A 19,396-nucleotide genomic window follows, 5' to 3' on the forward strand; every position below is an offset into this window, starting at 1 on the left:
ACTTACCAGTCATTAAATTCGTGCATATAACAAGGTGATGAACTAGGTTCATTACCTTCACTTAACCAATCCTCTCTTTTTAAGCATTGCAACAGCTTGTTTTTTAAAACAGGAAGGTGGGATACTTCAATATCTTTTACACTTGTTAACAAGGTTAATCTACCTTTGCGGGCAGCAATCATTAGCGGCAACAAGTCATCTTCTAGTTGATCCAATTCTTGAGTATAGGCTTGCTCAAACTCCGCAAATTTAAGCTCTCCTGAATGCCAGCTTTTCCTAAGTTGGTTGCTTGGGCATATTTTTGGCAGCCATAAATCTAAATGCAATGCATCCCGCTTAAAACCTCTTGGCCATAACCTATCTGCTAGTAAGCGAAAGCCATCATCTGGATCTATTTCTTGATAAATACGTTTCATGATTAGGTCATAAACCATTATATTTCTCCAAAAAATCAGTTTTGGCTGTGGTTAACTAAAGAGTTTAGCAGTCTATAACTTGGGTTTAACTTAGTGGATAATCTATGCTTGTGGATAAACCTTGCAGTTATCAACAGGCTGTTTATAGCTTTAGTACATCTTCTCCCAAGCATTAACACCAAGTTATCCAGTTCTATAATGCCGATACTAGCTGGCTTTAAGTGAGTTATCCACAGAAACTGTCCACACTAATAATAACAGTAGTAATAGAACTACTTTAATAATATTTATAGTTATTGTCTAAAGTGGATAAAACAGATTTGTGCTGTAGTCCGCTTGTATTCAGGCTATAATCGCCTGCTTAGTTAAAAGAAAATTTTGAGGTGACTTGTGGATTATCCAACCCGCTTTGATGTGCTTGTTATTGGCGGTGGCCACGCAGGAACGGAAGCTGCACTAGCTGCTGCACGTATGGGCTGTAAAACCTTACTGTTAACCCATAACGTGGAAACCCTAGGGCAAATGTCCTGTAATCCTGCGATTGGTGGTATTGGAAAAAGTCATCTCGTTCGTGAAATTGATGCGCTGGGTGGCGCTATGGCTAAAGCAATTGATTTAGCCGGTATTCAGTTTCGTGTATTAAATTCACGCAAAGGACCAGCGGTTAGAGCAACTAGAGCGCAAGCAGACCGTGTACTTTACAAAGCAGCGATTCGTGAAATTTTAGAAAACCAGCCTAATTTACAAATTTTTCAACAGGCTGCAGACGATTTAATTGTTGAGGGAGACAAGGTTTGTGGTGCGGTTACTCAAACTGGCATTAAAATTTATGCAACCAGTGTCGTATTAACCACTGGTACATTTTTAGGTGGTGTAATTCATCTAGGCTTAGAAAATTATTCAGGTGGTCGTGCGGGTGATCCACCTTCAACATCTCTAGCTAAGCGTATGCGCGAATTACCTTTACGTGTTGGTCGCCTAAAAACAGGAACGCCACCTAGAATTGACGCACGTAGTGTTGATTTTTCAGTTATGGAAGCCCAGCCAAGCGATGAAAGACTACCAGTTATGTCATTTATAGGTAAGCCAGAAGATCATCCACAACAAATTAGTTGTTACATTACCCACACCAATGAACGTACTCATGAAATTATTCGTAATAACCTAGATAGGTCACCCATGTATGCGGGTGTGATCGAGGGAGTAGGCCCACGCTACTGCCCTTCTATTGAAGACAAAATACATCGCTTTACGGATAAATCTAGCCATCAAATATTTATGGAGCCAGAAGGGCTAACAACGCCTGAGCTATATCCGAATGGAATATCCACCTCGCTACCTTTTGATGTGCAAATAGAATTAGTGCGCACCATTCGTGGGCTAGAAAGTGCACATATAACGCGCCCTGGCTATGCCATTGAATATGACTTTTTTAACCCACAAGATTTGCAGCCCAGTTTGGAAACTAAAGTTATCCACAACCTGTTTTTTGCTGGACAAATTAATGGAACTACAGGTTATGAAGAAGCTGCAGCTCAAGGTTTATTGGCAGGCATGAACGCTGCACGTCGAGTTCAAGAAAAGGAAAGTTGGAGTCCAAGGCGAGATGAAGCCTACCTTGGGGTGTTGGTAGACGATTTAATTACACTAGGTACCTCTGAACCTTATCGAATGTTTACTTCTCGAGCAGAATATCGCTTATTGCTGCGTGAAGATAATGCAGATTTGCGTTTAACTGAAAAGGGTCGAGAGCTAGGTTTAGTTGATGATTTACGTTGGGCAGCCTTCCAAACTAAGCGGGATGCGATAGAACTTGAAAAGGCACGCCTCAAGGGAACTTATATTCATCCAAACACGCCAGCTTCTACTAGCTTAGCTAGCAAGCTAAGCCAGCCTTTAAATAAAGAGTATCCTTTATTAGATTTACTAAAAAGACCTGAGCTAGACTACTGGGACCTTGCTCATCTAGCACCTGGAGATTTACCGCAAGACCCACAGGTTCAAGAACAGGTACAAATACAGGTTAAGTATGCAGGCTATATTGATAGGCAGGCAGAAGACATACTTAGAGTAAGGCGACAAGAAGATACTAAGCTACCACTAGATTTGGATTACACTCAAGTCAGCGGTTTATCCAATGAAATTAAAAATAAGCTAGCCAATGTAAAACCAGCAACCTTGGCTCAAGCGGGTCGTATTCCAGGTGTAACTCCTGCAGCAGTATCTATGCTTTTGGTGCATTTGAAAAAACGTTCTTTGTTGGTTAACTAGTATGAATACTGATGCAAAACTTGAGCAGTTATTGCGGTCTGGCCTTAAAGAAATGCAAATTGATGCCAGTGAATTGCAGCTAAGCCAGCTGCTAAGTTATTTACAACTGCTGATTAAATGGAATAAAGCTTATAACTTAACTGCAGTTCGTGATCCTATAGAAATGATTTATAGGCACCTGCTAGATAGCCTTTCAATTTTACCCTATGTGCAAGCTGGTGAATTAACCGATGTTGGTTCAGGTGCCGGCTTGCCAGGTATTCCTTTGGCTATAATGAAACCAGATTTACAGGTATTATCTTTAGATTCAAATGGCAAAAAAACACGCTTTCAATTTCAAGTTAAAGCAACATTGAACCTAACAAACTTTGATGTGCAGCAGGTTCGTGCAGAAGCTTTGCAACTTAGTACAAGAAGTAAACAGTTGGTTAGTCGAGCGTTTGCTAGTCTTAAAGACTTTGTAAATTTAACTAAACCTTTAGCAGCTAAAGATGCGCGTTGGTTGGCAATGAAAGGCTTATACCCAGAAGATGAGCTAGCCGAACTACCAGAAGGATATATTTGTGAGCAAGAACATCTGCTCCAAGTACCTAGGGAAGAAGGACAGCGACATTTGCTGGTTTTAGTTAAGCAGATGAAAGGATAAAGCTGTGACAAAAATATTTGCAGTAACTAACCAAAAAGGCGGTGTAGGAAAAACTACTACCTGCGTAAACCTTGCCGCATCCTTGGTGGCGACTAAACGCAGGGTGCTTTTAGTTGATATGGATCCACAGGGGCATGCAACCTTAGGTAGTGGTATAAACAAAAAAGACTTAACGCTCTCGGTTTATGATTTATTAATGGGTGAGGCTTCGGCTGAAGATGTACGGTTAAAAACTGATCCTGCTGGGTATGATCTGTTACCAGCAAATGTTGATTTAGCCGGAGCAGAGGTTAATTTAATTAATGAACCGCATAGAGAAAGACGCCTAGCAGATGCTTTATCTACAATAAAAAAAGACTATGATTTTATTTTAATTGACTGCCCACCTTCCCTAAACCTACTAACCATTAATGCCTTAACTGCAGCACGCGGTGTTTTAGTGCCCGTACAATGTGAATATTATGCCTTGGAAGGTTTAGCCTCTTTGCTAGACACTCTAAAGCGAGTAGCTAGTACTGTTAATCCTGGTCTTGAGGTTATGGGAATACTGCGTACTATGTACGATCCGCGTAATAGCTTAACGCAAGATGTTTCAAACCAATTAACAGAATATTTTAAAGACCAAGTCTTAGGTACCGTTATCCCGCGTAATGTGCGCTTAGCAGAGGCACCCAGTTATGGTATGCCAGTGTTAAGCTACGATGCTAAATCTAAGGGAAGCTTAGCTTACTTAGCCTTAGCGGGTGAAATACTTAGACGTAACTCCCTATAATTTTAATTGTTAGCAAGAGCTTATGATACCTGCGAAAAAAAGAGGTCTTGGTCGAGGGTTAGATGCCCTGCTCAGTGATGCCACCCAAGAGCCTACCCAAGTAAGTGCTAGCCCTTCAACAGAGCAAGGCTTAAAAGAAGGCGAGCTTAAGAAGTTAGCTGTAGAAAGGCTTAGGCCAGGAAAGTATCAGCCACGTCGTGATATGCACCCTGAAGCTTTGGAAGAATTAGCAGCGTCTATACGACAGCAAGGGGTGATGCAGCCGGTTGTTGTACGTCCTATAGCGGGTGGTCAGTATGAAATTATTGCAGGTGAACGTCGCTGGCGAGCTGCTCAGTTAGCTGAGTTAGAGTTTATTCCAGCTTTAGTAAGAGATGCAGAAGATAGAGATGTTATTGCACTAGCATTAATAGAGAATCTTCAGCGTGAAGACTTGAATCCGCTAGAAGAAGCCCTTGCATTGCAACGTTTACAAAAAGAATTTGAGCTAACCCAACAGCAGGTAGCAGAAGCGGTAGGTAAATCACGTAGCTCTGTCACTAACCTATTACGCCTACTGCAATTGCATAAAGATGTACAACGTATGCTTGAGCATGGTGATTTAGAAATGGGTCACGCACGCGCATTACTGGGATTACCAGAAGCTAAACAATTAATTGTAGCTAGACAGTTAGTTGCGAAAGGAATGTCGGTTAGGCAGGCAGAGGCCTTGGTTAGAAAAGAGCAAGAAAACCCAACTGAACAAAAAGCTAAACCAGAGAAAGACCCAGATATAGCAAGGTTGGAAGCACAGCTAGAGGCTAGTCTAGGTGCTAGCGTGAAAATTCAGCACACTAATAAGGGTAAGGGAAAATTAGAAATTGGCTATTCAAGTTTAGCTGAGTTAGATGGGATACTGCGACATCTACGTTAGTGATAAACCTAGACATTGGTCGCATCTATTTAACAAAGCGACCGAGTCTTCTTGAAGCTAAGCAGCTAAGTCTCTATAATCCCGTGGCTTTTAGATAATTTGTAGCAGATTAAAGATGGAAAGCGGTTAACAGGCTTATACAAAATTATGGCAAAACTTCCGCGGCCCCCCTTGTTTAAATTATTTTTTAAACAATTTGTGATTGCCAGTTTAGTCTGTCTACTAGCTGCAGTAATTTGGCCAGGAAGCTTGTTAGATGCATTGCTCGGAGGTTTTATAGGTTTTTTTCCGCAGCTAGTGTTTGGTTATATGGTTTTTATTTATCAGGGTGCTCGGCAGCAACACAATCTGATAAAAATGATGTTTGCAGCCGAAGCTGTTAAGTTTGGTTTGACGGTGGTACTTTTTGTAGCAGTGTTTTTGTTAGTGCAACCCTCAAACCCAATTTCACTTTTAAGCACTTATGCAGCAGTTGTATTACTTCATTGGCTGAACTTCTGGCTAATAAAGTAAAATCAATTGTAAATTACAGTTTGAGGTAGATCATGGCTGGTACACCTGTAGAGTATATTAAGCACCACCTGCAAAACATGACTTATGGGCAACACCCAGAGTTAGGTTGGAAAATGGCAGAAACAGCACAAGAAGCCGCAGAAATGGGCTTTATGGCTATCCATCTAGATACTATGGCTTGGTCCATAGGTATGGGGCTAGTGTTCTTATTCCTTTTCCGCATGGCAGCTAAAAGAGCTACATCAGGTGTGCCAGGTGGCTTACAGAACTTTGTTGAAGTCTGTGTTGAGTTTATTGACGGACTCGTTAAAGAAACCTTTCATGGTAAGAATGCTTTAATTGCTCCTTTAGCTTTAACAATTTTTGTGTGGATTTTCTTAATGAACAGTCTTAAATGGCTGCCAGTAGACTGGATTCCAAGTTTGGCTCAAGCTATGGGCGCAGAATATTTCAAAATAGTACCCACCACCGACCCTAATGCTACCTTTGGCATGTCAATCGGCGTGTTTATCTTAATTGTTCTTTACAGTATTAAGGTGAAAGGTCTAAGCGGCTTTGCAAAAGAACTATCTTTTACCCCTTTCAACCACTGGTTATTGATTCCCGTAAACTTAATTTTAGAGCTAATTGGTCTATTCACTAAACCAGTCAGCTTAGCCTTGCGTCTATTTGGTAATATGTACGCAGGTGAAGTTGTTTTCATTTTGATTGCTCTGATGTACGGTGCAGGCCTATTCTTAGGCGCGCTTGGTATTAGTTTGCAATGGTTGTGGGCAGTTTTCCACGTGCTTGTAATACCTCTGCAGGCCTTTATATTTATGGTGTTGACTGTAGTTTACCTCAGCGCAGCACACGAAGAGCATTAACCAGTAACCAGCCAACTTGCCCTAGGGCAGGTTGGTGAGTTTTAGCAGTAAAACCTTAACCGACCTTTAATCAACCTTTAGTAACCTTAGGAGTAACTCATGGAACTCGTATACATTGCAGCCGCTATTATGATTGGTATGGGTGCACTGGGCACTGGCATTGGCTTCGCACTTTTAGGTGGCAAGCTGCTAGAGTCTACAGCACGTCAGCCTGAGCTTGGCGGTCAGCTACAAGTAAAAACCTTCCTGATGGCTGGTCTACTTGATGCTATTCCAATGATCGGTGTTGGTATGGCGATGTACCTGATTTTTGTTGTTGCTGGTTAAGACAGAGTGCTAGGGCGTTAGTTTACTAACACCCTAAAACACTTTTCGAAACCTTAAAAAATGACAAAAGGTGTATCGCAATGAATATGAATATGACTCTTTTGGGTCAATCTATATCCTTCGCGCTCTTTGTTTGGTTTTGCATGAAGTTCATATGGCCGTTTATTACAACAGCCATGCGCGAACGCCAGAAAAAGATTGCTGAAGGCTTAGACTCAGCAAGTCGTGCACAGCGTGATTTAGAGCTAGCACAAGAAAAGGCGACTCAGCTTTTGCGTGAAGCAAAAGATCAGTCAGCCCAGATTCTGGAACAGACGAACAAGCGTGCCAGTCTGTTAATTGAAGAAGCCAAAGAACAAGCTCGTGCTGAAGGTGTAAGACTAGTTGAAGCAGCTAAGGCTGAAGTTAGTCAAGAAATTAACCGTGCTAAGGATGATTTACGCGCTCAAATGTCTGATTTAATTATTCAAGGCACAGAGCAAATCCTAGAAAGTTCGGTTGATCCTAAAGCACACAGCAAGTTGGTCGGCAAGCTTGCCGAGCAGCTCTAAGCGAGGTGTCTATGGCAGATTACAACACGCTCGCTAGGCCCTATGCGAAGGCCGCTTTTGAGTATGCGTTGAGTGAAGGTAAGCTGGCAGAGTGGTCCACTATGTTGGGTCTAGTTGCTGAAGCGGCTTCTAATAAAGAAGTAACCGCATTTTTACTCAACCCCTCGCTAAACAGTGATGCAAAAGCAGAACTCCTGCTCGAAATTTGCCAAGCAAAAATCGATGATCAGAGTCGTAACTTTATCAAGCTGTTAAGTGAAAAAAGCCGTTTACCATTAATTCCAGTCATAGCTGGAATGTATGAGGCCTTTAAGGCCGAGCAGGAAAAGTCTGTTGAAGCTTTAGTCACTTCAGCTTTTGAGCTAGAAACTGAGCAACAGCAACTGCTAGTAGATGCATTACGCAAGCGTTTAAACCGTGAGGTAACACTCAAGGTAGAAATAGATAAGCGACTCATTGGCGGTGTAGTTATTCGCACCGGTGACCTGGTGATAGATGGCTCGATTCGCGGAAAAATCGCGAAACTAGCCGAGTCATTGAAATCCTGATTTTGAGGGACAAGGCATGCAGCAACTGAATCCATCCGAGATCAGTGACATTATCAAGAAGCGCATCGGTAACTTGGATGTCACTTCGAAAGCCCAAAACGAGGGCACCATAGTAAGCGTTGCTGATGGTATCGTGAAAATTCACGGTCTTGGCGATGTTATGTATGGCGAGATGATCGAATTTGAACAGGGCGCCTTTGGTATGGCCCTGAACTTGGAGCGCGACTCCGTAGGTGTGGTAGTACTAGGTGATTACCTCGGCTTAGCTGAAGGTCAAACCGCTCGTTGTACTGGACGCATTTTAGAAGTACCTGTGGGTGATGAACTCTTAGGTCGTGTAGTCGATGCTCTAGGTAATCCTATCGATGGTAAAGGCCCCATCGAAGCTAAAGAAACAGACGCAGTTGAAAAAGTTGCACCAGGTGTTATTTGGCGTAAAAGTGTAGATGAGCCTCTACAAACTGGTTACAAGGCTATTGATGCCATGGTTCCAGTCGGTCGTGGTCAGCGTGAGTTGATTATCGGTGACCGCCAAATTGGTAAAACGGCAATTGCAGTTGATGCCATCATCAACCAAAAAAACACTGGCGTTAAATGTGTTTACGTTGCGGTAGGTCAGAAACAATCGACCATAGCAAACGTAGTACGCAAACTAGAAGAACACGGTGCATTAGCGCATACAATAGTAGTTGTTGCCTCAGCTTCTGAAGCAGCAGCACTACAGTTTATTGCGCCTTATTCTGGTTGCACCATGGGTGAATACTTCCGCGACCGCGGCCAAGATTCACTCATTGTTTATGATGATTTAACCAAGCAAGCTTGGGCTTATCGTCAAATTTCACTCCTGCTTAAGCGCCCACCTGGCCGTGAAGCTTATCCTGGTGACGTTTTCTACTTACACTCCCGCTTACTTGAGCGTGCATCACGCGTAAGTGAAGAATACGTAGAGAAGTTCACTAACGGTGAAGTAAAAGGTAAAACGGGTTCTTTAACCGCTCTACCTATTATCGAAACCCAAGGTGGTGACGTATCTGCTTTCGTACCAACTAACGTTATCTCCATTACCGATGGTCAGATCTTCGTAGAAACCAACCTGTTTAACTCTGGTATTCGTCCTGCGATGAATGCGGGTGTTTCGGTTTCTCGTGTTGGTGGTGCAGCTCAAACTAAAATCATTAAGAAACTGGGCGGTGGTATTCGTCTAGCTCTTGCTCAGTTCCGTGAGCTAGAAGCTTTCTCACAGTTTGCATCTGATTTAGACGAAGCGACTCGTAAGCAGTTAGAACATGGTCAGCGTGTTACTGAGCTAATGAAGCAAGATCAGTACTCACCTATGACTATTGCACAAATGGGTATTTCTCTATTTGCTGCAGAAAATAATTTCTTAGATGACATCGAAGTTCGTAAGATTCTGCCTTTTGAAAAAGCTTTACACGCCTACATGGCGAGTGAATATGCAGATTTGATCGATCAGATCAACGAAAGCGGTGATTACTCTAAAGATATTGAAGCGGCCCTCAAATCTGCTGTAGAGCAGTTTAAGGCAACCCAGTCCTGGTAAGTTGCTTAGAGTTGGTTGATTTAATTCATCCAACTCAAGCACTTGTTGGCTAAGAAGGCGAAAGCGTATGGCAGTCGGTAAAGAGATCCGCTCCCAAATAGGGAGCATAAAGAATACGCAGAAAATCACCAGCGCTATGCAAATGGTAGCTGCGTCGAAGATGCGTAAAGCTCAGGATCGCATGGCAGCCAGCCACCCTTATGCCACGCAGATCAGAAACGTGGTCAGTCATCTTGCTGAGGCTACCCCTGAGTATCGTCATGTATATATGCAAGAACGTGATGTTAAAAGGGTAGGCTTTATTGTTGTTTCATCCGACCGAGGTCTTTGTGGTGGTTTGAACATTAACTTGTTTAAAGCTGCTGTTAAAGAAATAGTTGAGTGGAAAGACAAGGGCGCAGAAGTAGATATTTGTGCTATCGGCAGTAAGGCTGGCAGTTTTTTCCGCCGTTATGGTGGAAGTCTGGTGGCTGCCAAGAGCGGGCTGGGCGACACTCCTAGTGCTAGTGAGCTAGTGGGTAGTGTTAAAGTCATGCTGGATGCCTATGAAGAAGGCAGAATTGATAGGCTTTTCGTGGTTTATAATGAATTTATTAACACCATGTCACAAAAGCCATTGGTCCAGCAGCTGTTACCCCTGGAAGCTGAAGCAAAACAGGAAAGTGACAAGAGTAAGGTAGCCGGTTGGGATTACCTTTATGAGCCCGACCCAAGAATCCTATTGGATACCTTGTTGGTTAGGTATATAGAGTCCCAGGTTTACCAAGCTGTAGTCGAAAACATTGCTTGTGAGCAGTCTGCGCGTATGGTTGCAATGAAAAGTGCAACAGATAATGCAGGTGACTTTATTGATGAGTTACAGCTTATCTATAACAAAGCGCGTCAGGCAGCAATCACACAAGAAATCGCCGAAATTGTTGGCGGAGCTGCAGCGATCTGATGAGTGCTTCTATATTTAAAATAGAAGTTAAAAGGGTAGCAGATTTTATTTGCAGGTTTGAGAGGAACCAAGATGAGTAGCGGACATATCGTACAGATCATCGGTGCCGTTATCGACGTAGAATTTGATCGGGCAGACGTACCCAAAGTGTACGACGCCCTGACAGTCGACGGCAGCGAAATGATACTCGAAGTTCAGCAACAGCTCGGTGACGGTACCGTGCGTTGTATTGCAATGGGTTCCACCGAAGGTCTTAAGCGTGGCCTGGTGGCGAATAACACTAATGAACCAATTCAAGTGCCAGTGGGCGTTAAAACCCTAGGTCGAATCATGGATGTTCTAGGTCGTCCAATCGATGAAGCAGGTCCAATTGGTGAAGAAGAGCGTTGGGGTATCCACCGTAAAGCACCTTCTTATGATGAACAGTCTAGCTCTGTTGAACTGCTAGAAACTGGTATCAAAGTAATCGATCTAGTTTGCCCCTTTGCTAAGGGTGGTAAAGTAGGTCTGTTTGGTGGTGCGGGTGTTGGTAAAACAGTAAACATGATGGAGCTGATTCGTAATATCGCGATTGAGCACTCAGGTTTCTCTGTATTTGCGGGCGTTGGTGAGCGTACTCGTGAAGGTAACGACTTCTATCACGAAATGAAAGACTCTAACGTACTCGACAAAGTATCCCTAGTTTATGGTCAGATGAACGAACCACCAGGCAACCGTTTACGCGTAGCCTTAACTGGTTTGACCATGGCTGAGAAATTCCGTGATGAAGGCCGTGATGTTCTCTTCTTTGTTGATAACATCTACCGTTATACTCTAGCGGGTACCGAAGTATCTGCACTGCTAGGTCGTATGCCTTCTGCAGTTGGTTATCAGCCTACACTAGCTGAAGAAATGGGTGTTTTACAGGAGCGTATTACCTCCACTAAAACAGGTTCTATCACATCGGTACAAGCCGTTTACGTACCTGCTGATGACTTAACTGACCCTTCTCCAGCAACCACCTTCTCTCACTTGGATGCTACGGTTGTATTATCACGTGATATCGCTTCGCTAGGTATTTACCCAGCAGTTGATCCACTGGATTCTACTTCACGTCAGCTAGACCCTTTAGTGGTTGGTGTAGAACACTACACAGCTGCTCGTGGTGTACAAACAGTTCTTCAGCGTTATAAAGAACTAAAAGACATCATCGCCATTCTGGGTATGGATGAGCTTTCAGAAGAAGATAAATTGTCAGTATCACGCGCTCGTAAAATCCAGCGTTTTCTGTCACAACCTTTCTTCGTAGCAGAAGTATTTACTGGTTCACCTGGTAAATATGTTTCTCTGAAAGATACTATCCGTGGCTTCCAGGGTATTTTGGACGGTGATTACGATCATCTGCCCGAACAAGCTTTCTATATGGTTGGCTCTATCGAAGAAGCAGTCGAAAAAGCTAAGGATATGAAATAAGTTTGTCGGGATAACCCAAGGGGGATAACCCATGGCGATGACAATGCATTGCAATGTTGTCAGTGCTGAGAAAAAACTGTTTGATGGCCGTATAGAGTTTCTTGTGGCCTCAGGTGTAATGGGTGAGCTAGGTATATTGCCTGGCCACGCCCCTTTACTATCTGAGTTAAAACCAGGAACAATAAAGCTGACCAAACAGGGTGGTGCTGAAGAGCTAATTTATGTTTCTAGTGGTTTTTTAGAAGTGCAGTCTTCTACGGTAACCGTTTTAGCAGATACTGCTGAGCGTGCTGGTGACCTAGATGAAGCTGCAGCTAAAGAAGCCTTAGAAGCGGCTAAACGCGCTGTCGATGATGAAAGTGTTGACCTGAGCTATGAACAAGCTGTTGCTCAACTCCGCACTATTCAGCTACTGAAAGGTATACGTAATAAGTAAGTAATTTACTTCTTGTTAGCGTAAGGTGCAGTTTACTGCATATTCAGAAAAGGCGGCTTAGGTCGCCTTTTCTGCTTTTGACTGTTAACTATTATAGGCAGGAGAAGGCAGCTAATGACTGAACAAAATGAATCAAAGCCTCTAGAGCTTAATCTTGTCAATGAATTGCCTTTGCCAAGTGATGTTAGTTGGCGATTTGCACAAGCTAACTTTCAGCCTGTTGATGTAGCGGATCAACTGACTGCCCTTTTAACAGTAGAGGAAATTGCTGCTTGCTTAGAATTACTTCCATTAATTCGCCGCACCGAAATATTTGATTACCTACCCGATGGTATACAAGAAGCAGTGGCTGGAGTCGTTAGTTTAGACTCATTAATGGAGTTGCTAGAAGAGCTACCCTCAGACAGTGCTGCAGATTTATTTAATTACCTTAGTCCAGATCAACAAGCAGATTTATTAAAAGACCTACCCGCTCGTAATCGAGCCACTATTCAACACTTGTCTAGTTACCCCTCAGGAACTGCAGGCGCATTAATGACCTCAGAAATTTCATTGCTGCCAACGGGCATTAATGTTCAGCGTGCTTTAGAAATTTTACGTCGAACCGCGACTGGTTCAGAAACTATTTACCATACTTATATAGTTGACCCTCGTCATAGGCTAGTCGGGGTTGTTTCTCTGCGTGAGCTTATTCTTGCTCCACCTAAAGCCAGTTTAGACAAACTAATGACTGAAGAACTAGTCACTATTTTGCCAGATGAACACCAGCAAGAAGCAGCAAGGTTAGTTAGCCGCTATGACTTACTTGCCCTACCAGTGGTAGATGAAAGCCAACGGTTACTTGGCATTATCACCTATGATGATGCAATGGATGTGGTTGAAGAAGAAGATACTGAAGACATTCATTTAAGTGCCAGTGTTGCCCCTTTAGAAACAGGTTTATTACGTACTAGCTTAGTTAACCTTTATCGTAGTCGGGTTATGTGGCTGATATTACTTATTTTTGCCAACTTGGTTTCTGGTGTAGGCATTGCATTTTTTGAAGACACTATCTCAGCGAAAGTGGCTTTGGTATTTTTCCTTCCTTTGCTGATAGGTAGTGGTGGTAATGCAGGTGCTCAAGCCTCTACTTTAATGGTACGTGGTTTAGCTGTTGGTGATGTAGGCTTGGGTGACTGGACTAGGTTGTTAGGGCGTGAGCTATTAGTAGCAGGTGCTTTAGGTTTAACTATGGCTATCGCAGTATCGCCCATAGGTATGTTTCGAGGTGGAACAGATATAGCCTTGGTTGTGGGTTTAAGTATGGTTGTCATAGTGTTGTTTGGTAGTTTGCTAGGAATGAGCCTGCCTTTTCTGCTACATAGGCTTAAATGGGATCCTGCCACTGCGTCTACACCCTTAGTAACCACCCTGGCTGATGCTGGAGGTGTGGTAACTTATTTTGCTTTGGCAACCTGGTTGCTAGGATTACATTAAGTGATAGTTATTTTAGTAAAGTAAAAGAGAAAAAAATGTTTAAAAAACTCAATCTAATGATGAAACTAGGCTTGCTACTCCTTCTATTCACCCTGACTGCCTGTACAGAGCAGTCAACACAGCAACCGGTACGCCTTCAGGGACAGATCTTTGGTGGCTTTTGGTTAGCAACCCTGCCAGATGAATGGACAGGTGAGCAAGTAAAGGCAATACAGGCAGGAATTCAAGGCGAGTTAGATAAAGTTGATTTAGCTATGTCTACTTATAAGCCTGACTCTGAGCTTAACCGTTTTAATCGTGAACCCTTAAATGAATGGGTGCAAATTTCGCAGCCTTTATTTGAAGTGTTAAACATCAGTCAATCAGTTGCAGTAGCTAGTCAGGGAGCCTTCGATATAACCTTGGGTGGGTTAGTAAACTTATGGAGTTTTGGACCAGAAGCAAGACCAGAAACCATTCCATCCACTCGCTTACTAGAAGAGCGTTTAGCTGAGGTAGGCTATAAAAACTTAGAGCTAGACTCAGCCAACCTAGCAGCACGTCGTTTAACTAATAGCTATGTAGACTTGTCGGGTGTTGCTAAGGGTTATGCTGTAGATAAAGTAGCTAGGTGGTTAGAGCAGCAGGGAGTTAAAAATTTTTTGGTTAACGTAGGTGGTGAAATTATCGTTGCTGGTTACAGAGCAGAGGAACAACCTTGGCGAGTCGGTGTAGAAGTGCCCGATGGTAGCCAGCAAACAGCGCACCATATTCTCCCTTTAATCAATAATTCAATTGCTACCTCAGGTGACTACCGTAATTTTTATGAAGTTGATGGTCAGCGCATGTCGCATACCCTCAGCCCTAAAACTGGTTGGCCTATTAAGCATAACTTAACGTCAGTAACTGTTATTCATCCTAGTAATGCAGTAGCTGATGCTTGGGCAACTGCATTTATGGTGCTAGGAGCAGAGGCTAGTTTAAGCTTGGCTAATCAAGAAAATATCAAAGTTTTATTGATTAGCAAAAAAGCAGAGGGTTGGTCTACGCAAATATCTAACAGTTTAAAACAGACATTAGGTGAAGAGCTAACCAATAAAATACTTCATTAAGCTTTAATGATTGAGTTTAGGAAAAAAGCATGATTAGTGTCGAGCAAGTCGCTAGTTTACATAAAGCCATGGCAGAAGATGACACGCTGGTACTTGAACAGCTGGTCATAGATATTCAGCCAGCAGATTTAGCAGAGTTTGTTCGCAACCAACTACCTGAGCTGGGTCTTAAAATTTTAACCTATCTACCCCTAGAGGCACGAGCTGATGTTTTTGGGTATTTAGGTGTGGCAAGCCAGTGTGCGCTAGCTGAAGAAATGACAGAAAAAGGTCTGTCTCAGCTTTTTGTTCATATGAACTCAGATGAACGAGCAGACTTGTTTAATGGCTTATCAGAAATTAAACGCCAGAGTATTCTTAGGCGACTAGCAAAAGAAGAGCGTGAAGATATACGCCGTTTGGCTAGTTATGAAGAAGGTACAACGGGTTCAGTGATGTCGAGTGACTATGTCACTTTAATGGCAGGTACAGATGTTGCTCAAGCTCTAGAAGTAGTGAGGCATACCGCTCCTAATGCTGAAACTATCTATCAAATATTTATCTTAAATGAAAAAAAACAACTGGTAGGAGTGCTTTCTTTACGCCAGTTAATACTCGCCAAGCCAGAAGCTCTGATAGACAAAGAAATGACTAAAGAGCTGGTTAGTATTCACGCAAATGAAACTCGAGAAGAAGCAGCAAGGCTGATTAGTCGTTATGATTTATTAGCTCTACCAGTGGTTGATGATAACCAATGTTTGGTAGGTATAGTAACCTACGATGATGCTATGGATGTTGCAGAAGCTGAAGCCACTGAAGATATGCACAGGGGTGCATCTATAGGCCCTTCAAATGAAGGTTTCGGACAGGCAAGTATACGTAGCCTTTACACGCGTCGAGTGAATTGGTTAGTACTATTAGTTTTTGCCAATATTTTGTCTGGTGCTGGTATAGCTTTTTATGAAGAAATGATCGAAGCCTATGTAGTACTGGTTTTCTTTTTACCGCTACTGGTTGCTAGTGGCGGCAACGCAGGTTCGCAAGCATCCACTTTAATGATTCGAGGTTTAGCCACCGGTGATATAGCTATAAAAAACTGGGGGCGACTTTTTATCCGCGAGCTAATAGTCGCCTCATTTTTAGGCTTAACTATGGCAGTTGCTATTATTGGAATAGGTTTTTGGCGAGGTGGTATAGAAATAGCTCAAGTAGTGGCTTATAGCATGTTAGCTATAGTTTTGGTGGGCAGTTTAATTGGCTTAACTCTACCCTTTTTATTACTTAAAGTAGGTTGGGATCCAGCCACAGCGAGTGGACCTTTAGTTACCTCTATTGCAGATATTATTGGGGTGCTTATTTATTTTGCTATAGCCACCTCTATATTGGCATTTTAATGATAATCAAATTTGTGGAGTTGTTATGTCGCTTGAAGTCGTAATTCTAGCTGCAGGGCAAGGAACAAGAATGCGCTCTTCCTTGCCTAAAGTGTTACATCCTATTGCTGGCAAACCTATGGTTAGCCATGTAGTTACTAGTGTTCGTAGTTTAAAGGCCAGCAGTATTTACCTAGTGGTAGGGCATGGTGCCGATAAAGTCCGTGATGCATTGGCAGCAGATGACGTAGCTTTTGTTGAGCAACTAGAACAGTTAGGAACAGGCCATGCCGTTACACAGGCTCTGCCTAAATTAAGCGAAAATAGCCAAGTGCTGATTCTTTATGGTGATGTACCGTTAATTAAAGCCGCTACCCTAGAAAAACTACTTACTCATGCCACAGAAACCAGCCTAGGCTTGTTAACGGTTAAGCTAGATAACCCCAGTGGTTATGGACGCATTATTCGTGATGAGCAACAAAAAGTAGCGGCAATTGTTGAGCAAAAAGATGCGAATGAACAAGAGTTAGCTGTACAAGAAATAAACACGGGTATTTTAGCTGTCACCAGTCAACAGCTTAACCGTTGGCTGCCTAAGCTTTCTAATGCTAATGCACAGGGTGAGTACTATTTAACCGATATTATTGCTATGGCTTACCAAGAAGGTACTTTAATAGAAACGGTGCAACCAAGTTCAATAGCAGAGGTTGAAGGCGTTAATAATCGCTTGCAGTTGGCAGAGTTAGAAAGGGTGTATCAGTTAGAGCAAGCCGATAATTTAATGACTGCCGGGGTAAGCCTAGCCGACCCGGCACGCATAGATGTGCGTGGTGAATTAAGTACTGCCCGAGATGTTTTTATCGATGTGGGTTGCGTTTTTGAAGGTCAAGTTGAGCTAGCTGAAGGGGTGGAAATAGGCCCTTATTGTGTCTTAAAAAATGCCCGTTTAGGGCCAGGGGTTAAGTTAGCAGCCTTTACCCACTTAGAAGATGTAACCCTAGATGGTGATAACCAAGTAGGGCCTTTTGCACGCTTACGTCCAGGAACGCACTTAGAAGCCGGTGCCAAAATTGGTAATTTTGTTGAAACCAAAAAAACTTATGTAGCTAACGGCGCTAAAATTAACCACCTAAGTTATATAGGTGACGCAGAAGTTGGAGCCAATGCCAATATAGGAGCAGGTACGATTACTTGTAACTATGATGGTGTGAATAAGCATTCTACCAAAATAGGTTCAGGTGCATTTATTGGCTCTAATAGCAGCCTAGTTGCTCCAGTAGAAGTGGGTGCAGGTGCTACCGTAGGTGCTGGCTCAACCATTACTCGTAATGTTGATGATCATGCACTAGCAGTTACTCGTGCCAAGCAGTTACAAAAAGCTAACTGGCCAAAGCCGGTAAAAAAATAGGAAAACAAATATGTGCGGTATTGTTGGTGCAGTGGCTGAGCGTAACGTTAGTGCTATTTTATTAGAAGGTTTAAAGCGGCTAGAGTATCGGGGCTATGATTCGGCTGGGCTAGCCATTATCAACACCGGTCAACAACTAGAACGCTGCCGTGCCCAAGGTAAGGTCGCTGAAGTTGAAAGAAAACTATTAGAAAAACCCTTGTTAGGTCATTTAGGTGTAGCTCATACTCGTTGGGCTACCCATGGGAAACCTAGTGAAAGCAATGCTCACCCCCACCTTTCTAGTGATGAAATTGCTTTAGTTCATAATGGTATTATCGAAAATCATGAAGCCCTAAAAAACCAGTTACAAGCCGCTGGTTATCTATTTACTTCAGAAACAGATACAGAAGTTATTGCGCACCTAGTCCACCAAACTTATCAGCAAACCCAAGACTTGACCGAAGCGGTTAAGAAAACACTAGCACAGCTCGAAGGCGCTTATGCTCTGGCAGTTATTCATCAACAACACCCTAATGAACTGGTTTGCGCACGTAAGGGCAGCCCTTTAGTTATAGGCGTTGGCCTAGGTGAAACTTTTTGTGCTTCAGATCCGCTGGCTTTGCTGCAAGTCACCGATCGCTTTATTTACCTAGAAGAAGGTGATTTAGCAACCCTGACGTTGAATGAACAACGCATTGTTAACCAGCAAGGTGAACAGATCAAGCGCCCTATTTTACAGTGGGAGCATGGTAATCAGGCAGCAGAAAAGGGTGAATACCGCCACTTTATGCTGAAAGAAACTTATGAACAGCCATCCGTTATAGCGGCTACCCTAGAAGGACGGTTAGCAGATAACCGAGTGTTGCCTCATGCTTTAGGTGCAGCAGCAATGGAGCTATTACCTAAGGTTAAGCAAATACAAATTATTGCCTGCGGAACTAGTTATCATGCTGGCATGGTGGCACGTTACTGGATAGAGCGTTTAGCAGGTTTACCCTGCCAAGTAGAAGTAGCCAGTGAATACCGTTACCGAAAGGTGGTGGTTGCCGAAAACTGTTTGTTTGTAACCCTTTCCCAGTCGGGCGAAACGGCTGACACCCTTGCTGCATTACGCTTTGCTAAAAATGCTGGTTATTTAGGCTCTTTGGCTATTTGCAATGCACCTGGCTCCTCTTTAGTTCGAGAGTCTGATTTAAGCCTAATAACTCAAGCTGGGCCTGAAATAGGTGTCGCTTCAACCAAAGCTTTTACTACCCAGCTAACCGCTCTGTTGTTACTAACTTTGTCTTTACGCCGTGCTCACTTGCCAGATCCTCAAGCTAAAGATGTAGTAGAAGCCGAGCTAGTTGAAGCGCTAAGGTCTTTGCCACGTATTGCTGAGGCAACACTAAAACTAGATACCCAAATAGAAGTGATGGCACAAGACTTTGCCGAGAAAAACCATGCTTTATTTCTAGGTCGTGGCAGCCACTACCCTATAGCAATGGAAGGTGCTTTAAAGCTTAAAGAAATTTCTTATATTCATGCTGAGGCTTATCCAGCGGGTGAGTTAAAGCATGGTCCTCTAGCTCTAGTCGATGACACTATGCCAGTTATTGCTGTAGCACCTAAAGACGACCTAGTGGATAAATTAAAATCAAATTTACAAGAAGTGCGAGCACGTGGTGGCGAGCTGTTTGTTTTTGCAGATCCAGACAGCTTTTTAGAGCCAGAAGATGGCATGAAAGTTATCCACTTACCAGCCATACATGATGTATTAGCACCCATTATTTATACCCTGCCACTACAGCTGCTGGCTTACCATGTAGCTGTATTAAAAGGCACCGATGTTGATCAACCGCGTAATCTAGCTAAATCAGTTACAGTTGAATAAAC

At 43.0% G+C, this 19,396-nt stretch carries 19 protein-coding genes; 18 read left to right on the forward strand and 1 reads right to left on the reverse strand.

Annotated features, from left to right (window positions below; all coding sequences use genetic code 11):
* Nucleotides 1–2 precede the first annotated feature (2 nt).
* Entirely contained in the window at nt 3–434 is a 432-nt protein-coding gene (locus tag BP27_RS0104555) for a DUF488 domain-containing protein (RefSeq protein WP_027850545.1), read from the reverse strand.
* Between the two features lie 372 nt (nt 435–806).
* On the opposite strand from BP27_RS0104555, the gene mnmG reads away from it, so the two are divergent.
* The 18 genes from mnmG (at nt 807) to glmS (ending at nt 19,394) form a co-directional block, all read left to right on the forward strand.
* Nucleotides 807–2,687, forward strand: a complete 1,881-nt coding sequence (mnmG, locus tag BP27_RS0104560) for a tRNA uridine-5-carboxymethylaminomethyl(34) synthesis enzyme MnmG (RefSeq protein WP_027850546.1) — start codon at nt 807–809, stop codon at nt 2,685–2,687.
* A gap of 1 nt (nt 2,688) precedes the next feature.
* Entirely contained in the window at nt 2,689–3,333 is a 645-nt protein-coding gene (rsmG, locus tag BP27_RS0104565) for a 16S rRNA (guanine(527)-N(7))-methyltransferase RsmG (protein ID WP_027850547.1), read from the forward strand.
* Between the two features lie 4 nt (nt 3,334–3,337).
* Nucleotides 3,338–4,105, forward strand: a complete 768-nt coding sequence (locus BP27_RS0104570; protein ID WP_027850548.1) for a ParA family protein — start codon at nt 3,338–3,340, stop codon at nt 4,103–4,105.
* A gap of 22 nt (nt 4,106–4,127) precedes the next feature.
* Nucleotides 4,128–5,018, forward strand: coding sequence for a ParB/RepB/Spo0J family partition protein (locus tag BP27_RS0104575; protein WP_036239391.1), 891 nt, complete (start codon nt 4,128–4,130; stop codon nt 5,016–5,018).
* 147 nt (nt 5,019–5,165) lie between these two features.
* Nucleotides 5,166–5,531, forward strand: a complete 366-nt coding sequence (locus BP27_RS15220; protein ID WP_051610300.1) for an ATP synthase subunit I — start codon at nt 5,166–5,168, stop codon at nt 5,529–5,531.
* Between the two features lie 32 nt (nt 5,532–5,563).
* Nucleotides 5,564–6,397, forward strand: coding sequence for a F0F1 ATP synthase subunit A (atpB, locus tag BP27_RS0104585; protein ID WP_027850550.1), 834 nt, complete (start codon nt 5,564–5,566; stop codon nt 6,395–6,397).
* 99 nt (nt 6,398–6,496) lie between these two features.
* Entirely contained in the window at nt 6,497–6,724 is a 228-nt protein-coding gene (gene atpE / locus BP27_RS0104590; RefSeq protein WP_027848325.1) for a F0F1 ATP synthase subunit C, read from the forward strand.
* 80 nt (nt 6,725–6,804) lie between these two features.
* A complete protein-coding gene (locus BP27_RS0104595; RefSeq protein WP_027850551.1) occupies nt 6,805–7,275 on the forward strand; it encodes a F0F1 ATP synthase subunit B in 471 nt (156 codons plus the stop codon).
* A gap of 11 nt (nt 7,276–7,286) precedes the next feature.
* Nucleotides 7,287–7,823, forward strand: coding sequence for a F0F1 ATP synthase subunit delta (locus BP27_RS0104600; protein ID WP_027850552.1), 537 nt, complete (start codon nt 7,287–7,289; stop codon nt 7,821–7,823).
* Between the two features lie 16 nt (nt 7,824–7,839).
* On the forward strand, nt 7,840–9,384 hold the full coding sequence (gene atpA, locus BP27_RS0104605) for a F0F1 ATP synthase subunit alpha (RefSeq protein WP_027850553.1): 1,545 nt from the start codon (nt 7,840–7,842) through the stop codon (nt 9,382–9,384).
* Between the two features lie 67 nt (nt 9,385–9,451).
* A complete protein-coding gene (gene atpG, locus BP27_RS0104610; protein WP_027850554.1) occupies nt 9,452–10,324 on the forward strand; it encodes a F0F1 ATP synthase subunit gamma in 873 nt (290 codons plus the stop codon).
* Between the two features lie 72 nt (nt 10,325–10,396).
* Nucleotides 10,397–11,776, forward strand: coding sequence for a F0F1 ATP synthase subunit beta (atpD, locus tag BP27_RS0104615; protein ID WP_027850555.1), 1,380 nt, complete (start codon nt 10,397–10,399; stop codon nt 11,774–11,776).
* Nucleotides 11,777–11,807: 31 nt separating this feature from the next.
* Nucleotides 11,808–12,212 carry a F0F1 ATP synthase subunit epsilon gene (locus BP27_RS0104620; RefSeq protein ID WP_027850556.1) on the forward strand — a complete coding sequence of 135 codons (405 nt, stop codon included), beginning with the start codon at nt 11,808–11,810 and terminating at the stop codon, nt 12,210–12,212.
* Between the two features lie 114 nt (nt 12,213–12,326).
* Complete coding sequence (mgtE, locus tag BP27_RS0104625; RefSeq protein ID WP_027850557.1) at nt 12,327–13,688, forward strand: magnesium transporter; 1,362 nt, start codon at nt 12,327–12,329, stop codon at nt 13,686–13,688.
* Between the two features lie 35 nt (nt 13,689–13,723).
* Nucleotides 13,724–14,779, forward strand: coding sequence for an FAD:protein FMN transferase (locus BP27_RS15225; protein ID WP_084324511.1), 1,056 nt, complete (start codon nt 13,724–13,726; stop codon nt 14,777–14,779).
* 29 nt (nt 14,780–14,808) lie between these two features.
* A complete protein-coding gene (gene mgtE / locus BP27_RS0104635; RefSeq protein ID WP_027850558.1) occupies nt 14,809–16,152 on the forward strand; it encodes a magnesium transporter in 1,344 nt (447 codons plus the stop codon).
* A gap of 25 nt (nt 16,153–16,177) precedes the next feature.
* The gene (glmU, locus tag BP27_RS0104640) at nt 16,178–17,539 is read left to right on the forward strand and encodes a bifunctional UDP-N-acetylglucosamine diphosphorylase/glucosamine-1-phosphate N-acetyltransferase GlmU (protein WP_027850559.1); all 1,362 of its coding nucleotides are present in this window, start codon (nt 16,178–16,180) and stop codon (nt 17,537–17,539) included.
* Nucleotides 17,540–17,549: 10 nt separating this feature from the next.
* The gene (glmS, locus tag BP27_RS0104645) at nt 17,550–19,394 is read left to right on the forward strand and encodes a glutamine--fructose-6-phosphate transaminase (isomerizing) (RefSeq protein ID WP_027850560.1); all 1,845 of its coding nucleotides are present in this window, start codon (nt 17,550–17,552) and stop codon (nt 19,392–19,394) included.
* Nucleotides 19,395–19,396 lie beyond the last annotated feature (2 nt).

This window comes from Marinospirillum insulare DSM 21763 (assembly GCF_000686905.1).
Classification (GTDB): domain Bacteria; phylum Pseudomonadota; class Gammaproteobacteria; order Pseudomonadales; family Halomonadaceae; genus Marinospirillum; species Marinospirillum insulare.

Excerpts from the sequence above, each read along its gene's own strand:
- BP27_RS0104555 (WP_027850545.1), bottom strand. The coding sequence starts at position 434 with ATGGTTTATGACCTAATCATGAAACGTATTTATCAAGAAATAGATCCA.
- rsmG (WP_027850547.1), top strand. The coding sequence starts at position 2,689 with ATGAATACTGATGCAAAACTTGAGCAGTTATTGCGGTCTGGCCTTAAA.
- BP27_RS0104575 (WP_036239391.1), top strand. The coding sequence starts at position 4,128 with ATGATACCTGCGAAAAAAAGAGGTCTTGGTCGAGGGTTAGATGCCCTG.
- BP27_RS15220 (WP_051610300.1), top strand. The coding sequence starts at position 5,166 with ATGGCAAAACTTCCGCGGCCCCCCTTGTTTAAATTATTTTTTAAACAA.
- atpB (WP_027850550.1), top strand. The coding sequence starts at position 5,564 with ATGGCTGGTACACCTGTAGAGTATATTAAGCACCACCTGCAAAACATG.
- atpE (WP_027848325.1), top strand. The coding sequence starts at position 6,497 with ATGGAACTCGTATACATTGCAGCCGCTATTATGATTGGTATGGGTGCA.
- BP27_RS0104595 (WP_027850551.1), top strand. The coding sequence starts at position 6,805 with ATGAATATGAATATGACTCTTTTGGGTCAATCTATATCCTTCGCGCTC.
- BP27_RS0104600 (WP_027850552.1), top strand. The coding sequence starts at position 7,287 with ATGGCAGATTACAACACGCTCGCTAGGCCCTATGCGAAGGCCGCTTTT.
- atpA (WP_027850553.1), top strand. The coding sequence starts at position 7,840 with ATGCAGCAACTGAATCCATCCGAGATCAGTGACATTATCAAGAAGCGC.
- atpG (WP_027850554.1), top strand. The coding sequence starts at position 9,452 with ATGGCAGTCGGTAAAGAGATCCGCTCCCAAATAGGGAGCATAAAGAAT.
- atpD (WP_027850555.1), top strand. The coding sequence starts at position 10,397 with ATGAGTAGCGGACATATCGTACAGATCATCGGTGCCGTTATCGACGTA.
- BP27_RS0104620 (WP_027850556.1), top strand. The coding sequence starts at position 11,808 with ATGGCGATGACAATGCATTGCAATGTTGTCAGTGCTGAGAAAAAACTG.
- mgtE (WP_027850557.1), top strand. The coding sequence starts at position 12,327 with ATGACTGAACAAAATGAATCAAAGCCTCTAGAGCTTAATCTTGTCAAT.
- BP27_RS15225 (WP_084324511.1), top strand. The coding sequence starts at position 13,724 with ATGTTTAAAAAACTCAATCTAATGATGAAACTAGGCTTGCTACTCCTT.
- mgtE (WP_027850558.1), top strand. The coding sequence starts at position 14,809 with ATGATTAGTGTCGAGCAAGTCGCTAGTTTACATAAAGCCATGGCAGAA.
- glmU (WP_027850559.1), top strand. The coding sequence starts at position 16,178 with ATGTCGCTTGAAGTCGTAATTCTAGCTGCAGGGCAAGGAACAAGAATG.
- glmS (WP_027850560.1), top strand. The coding sequence starts at position 17,550 with ATGTGCGGTATTGTTGGTGCAGTGGCTGAGCGTAACGTTAGTGCTATT.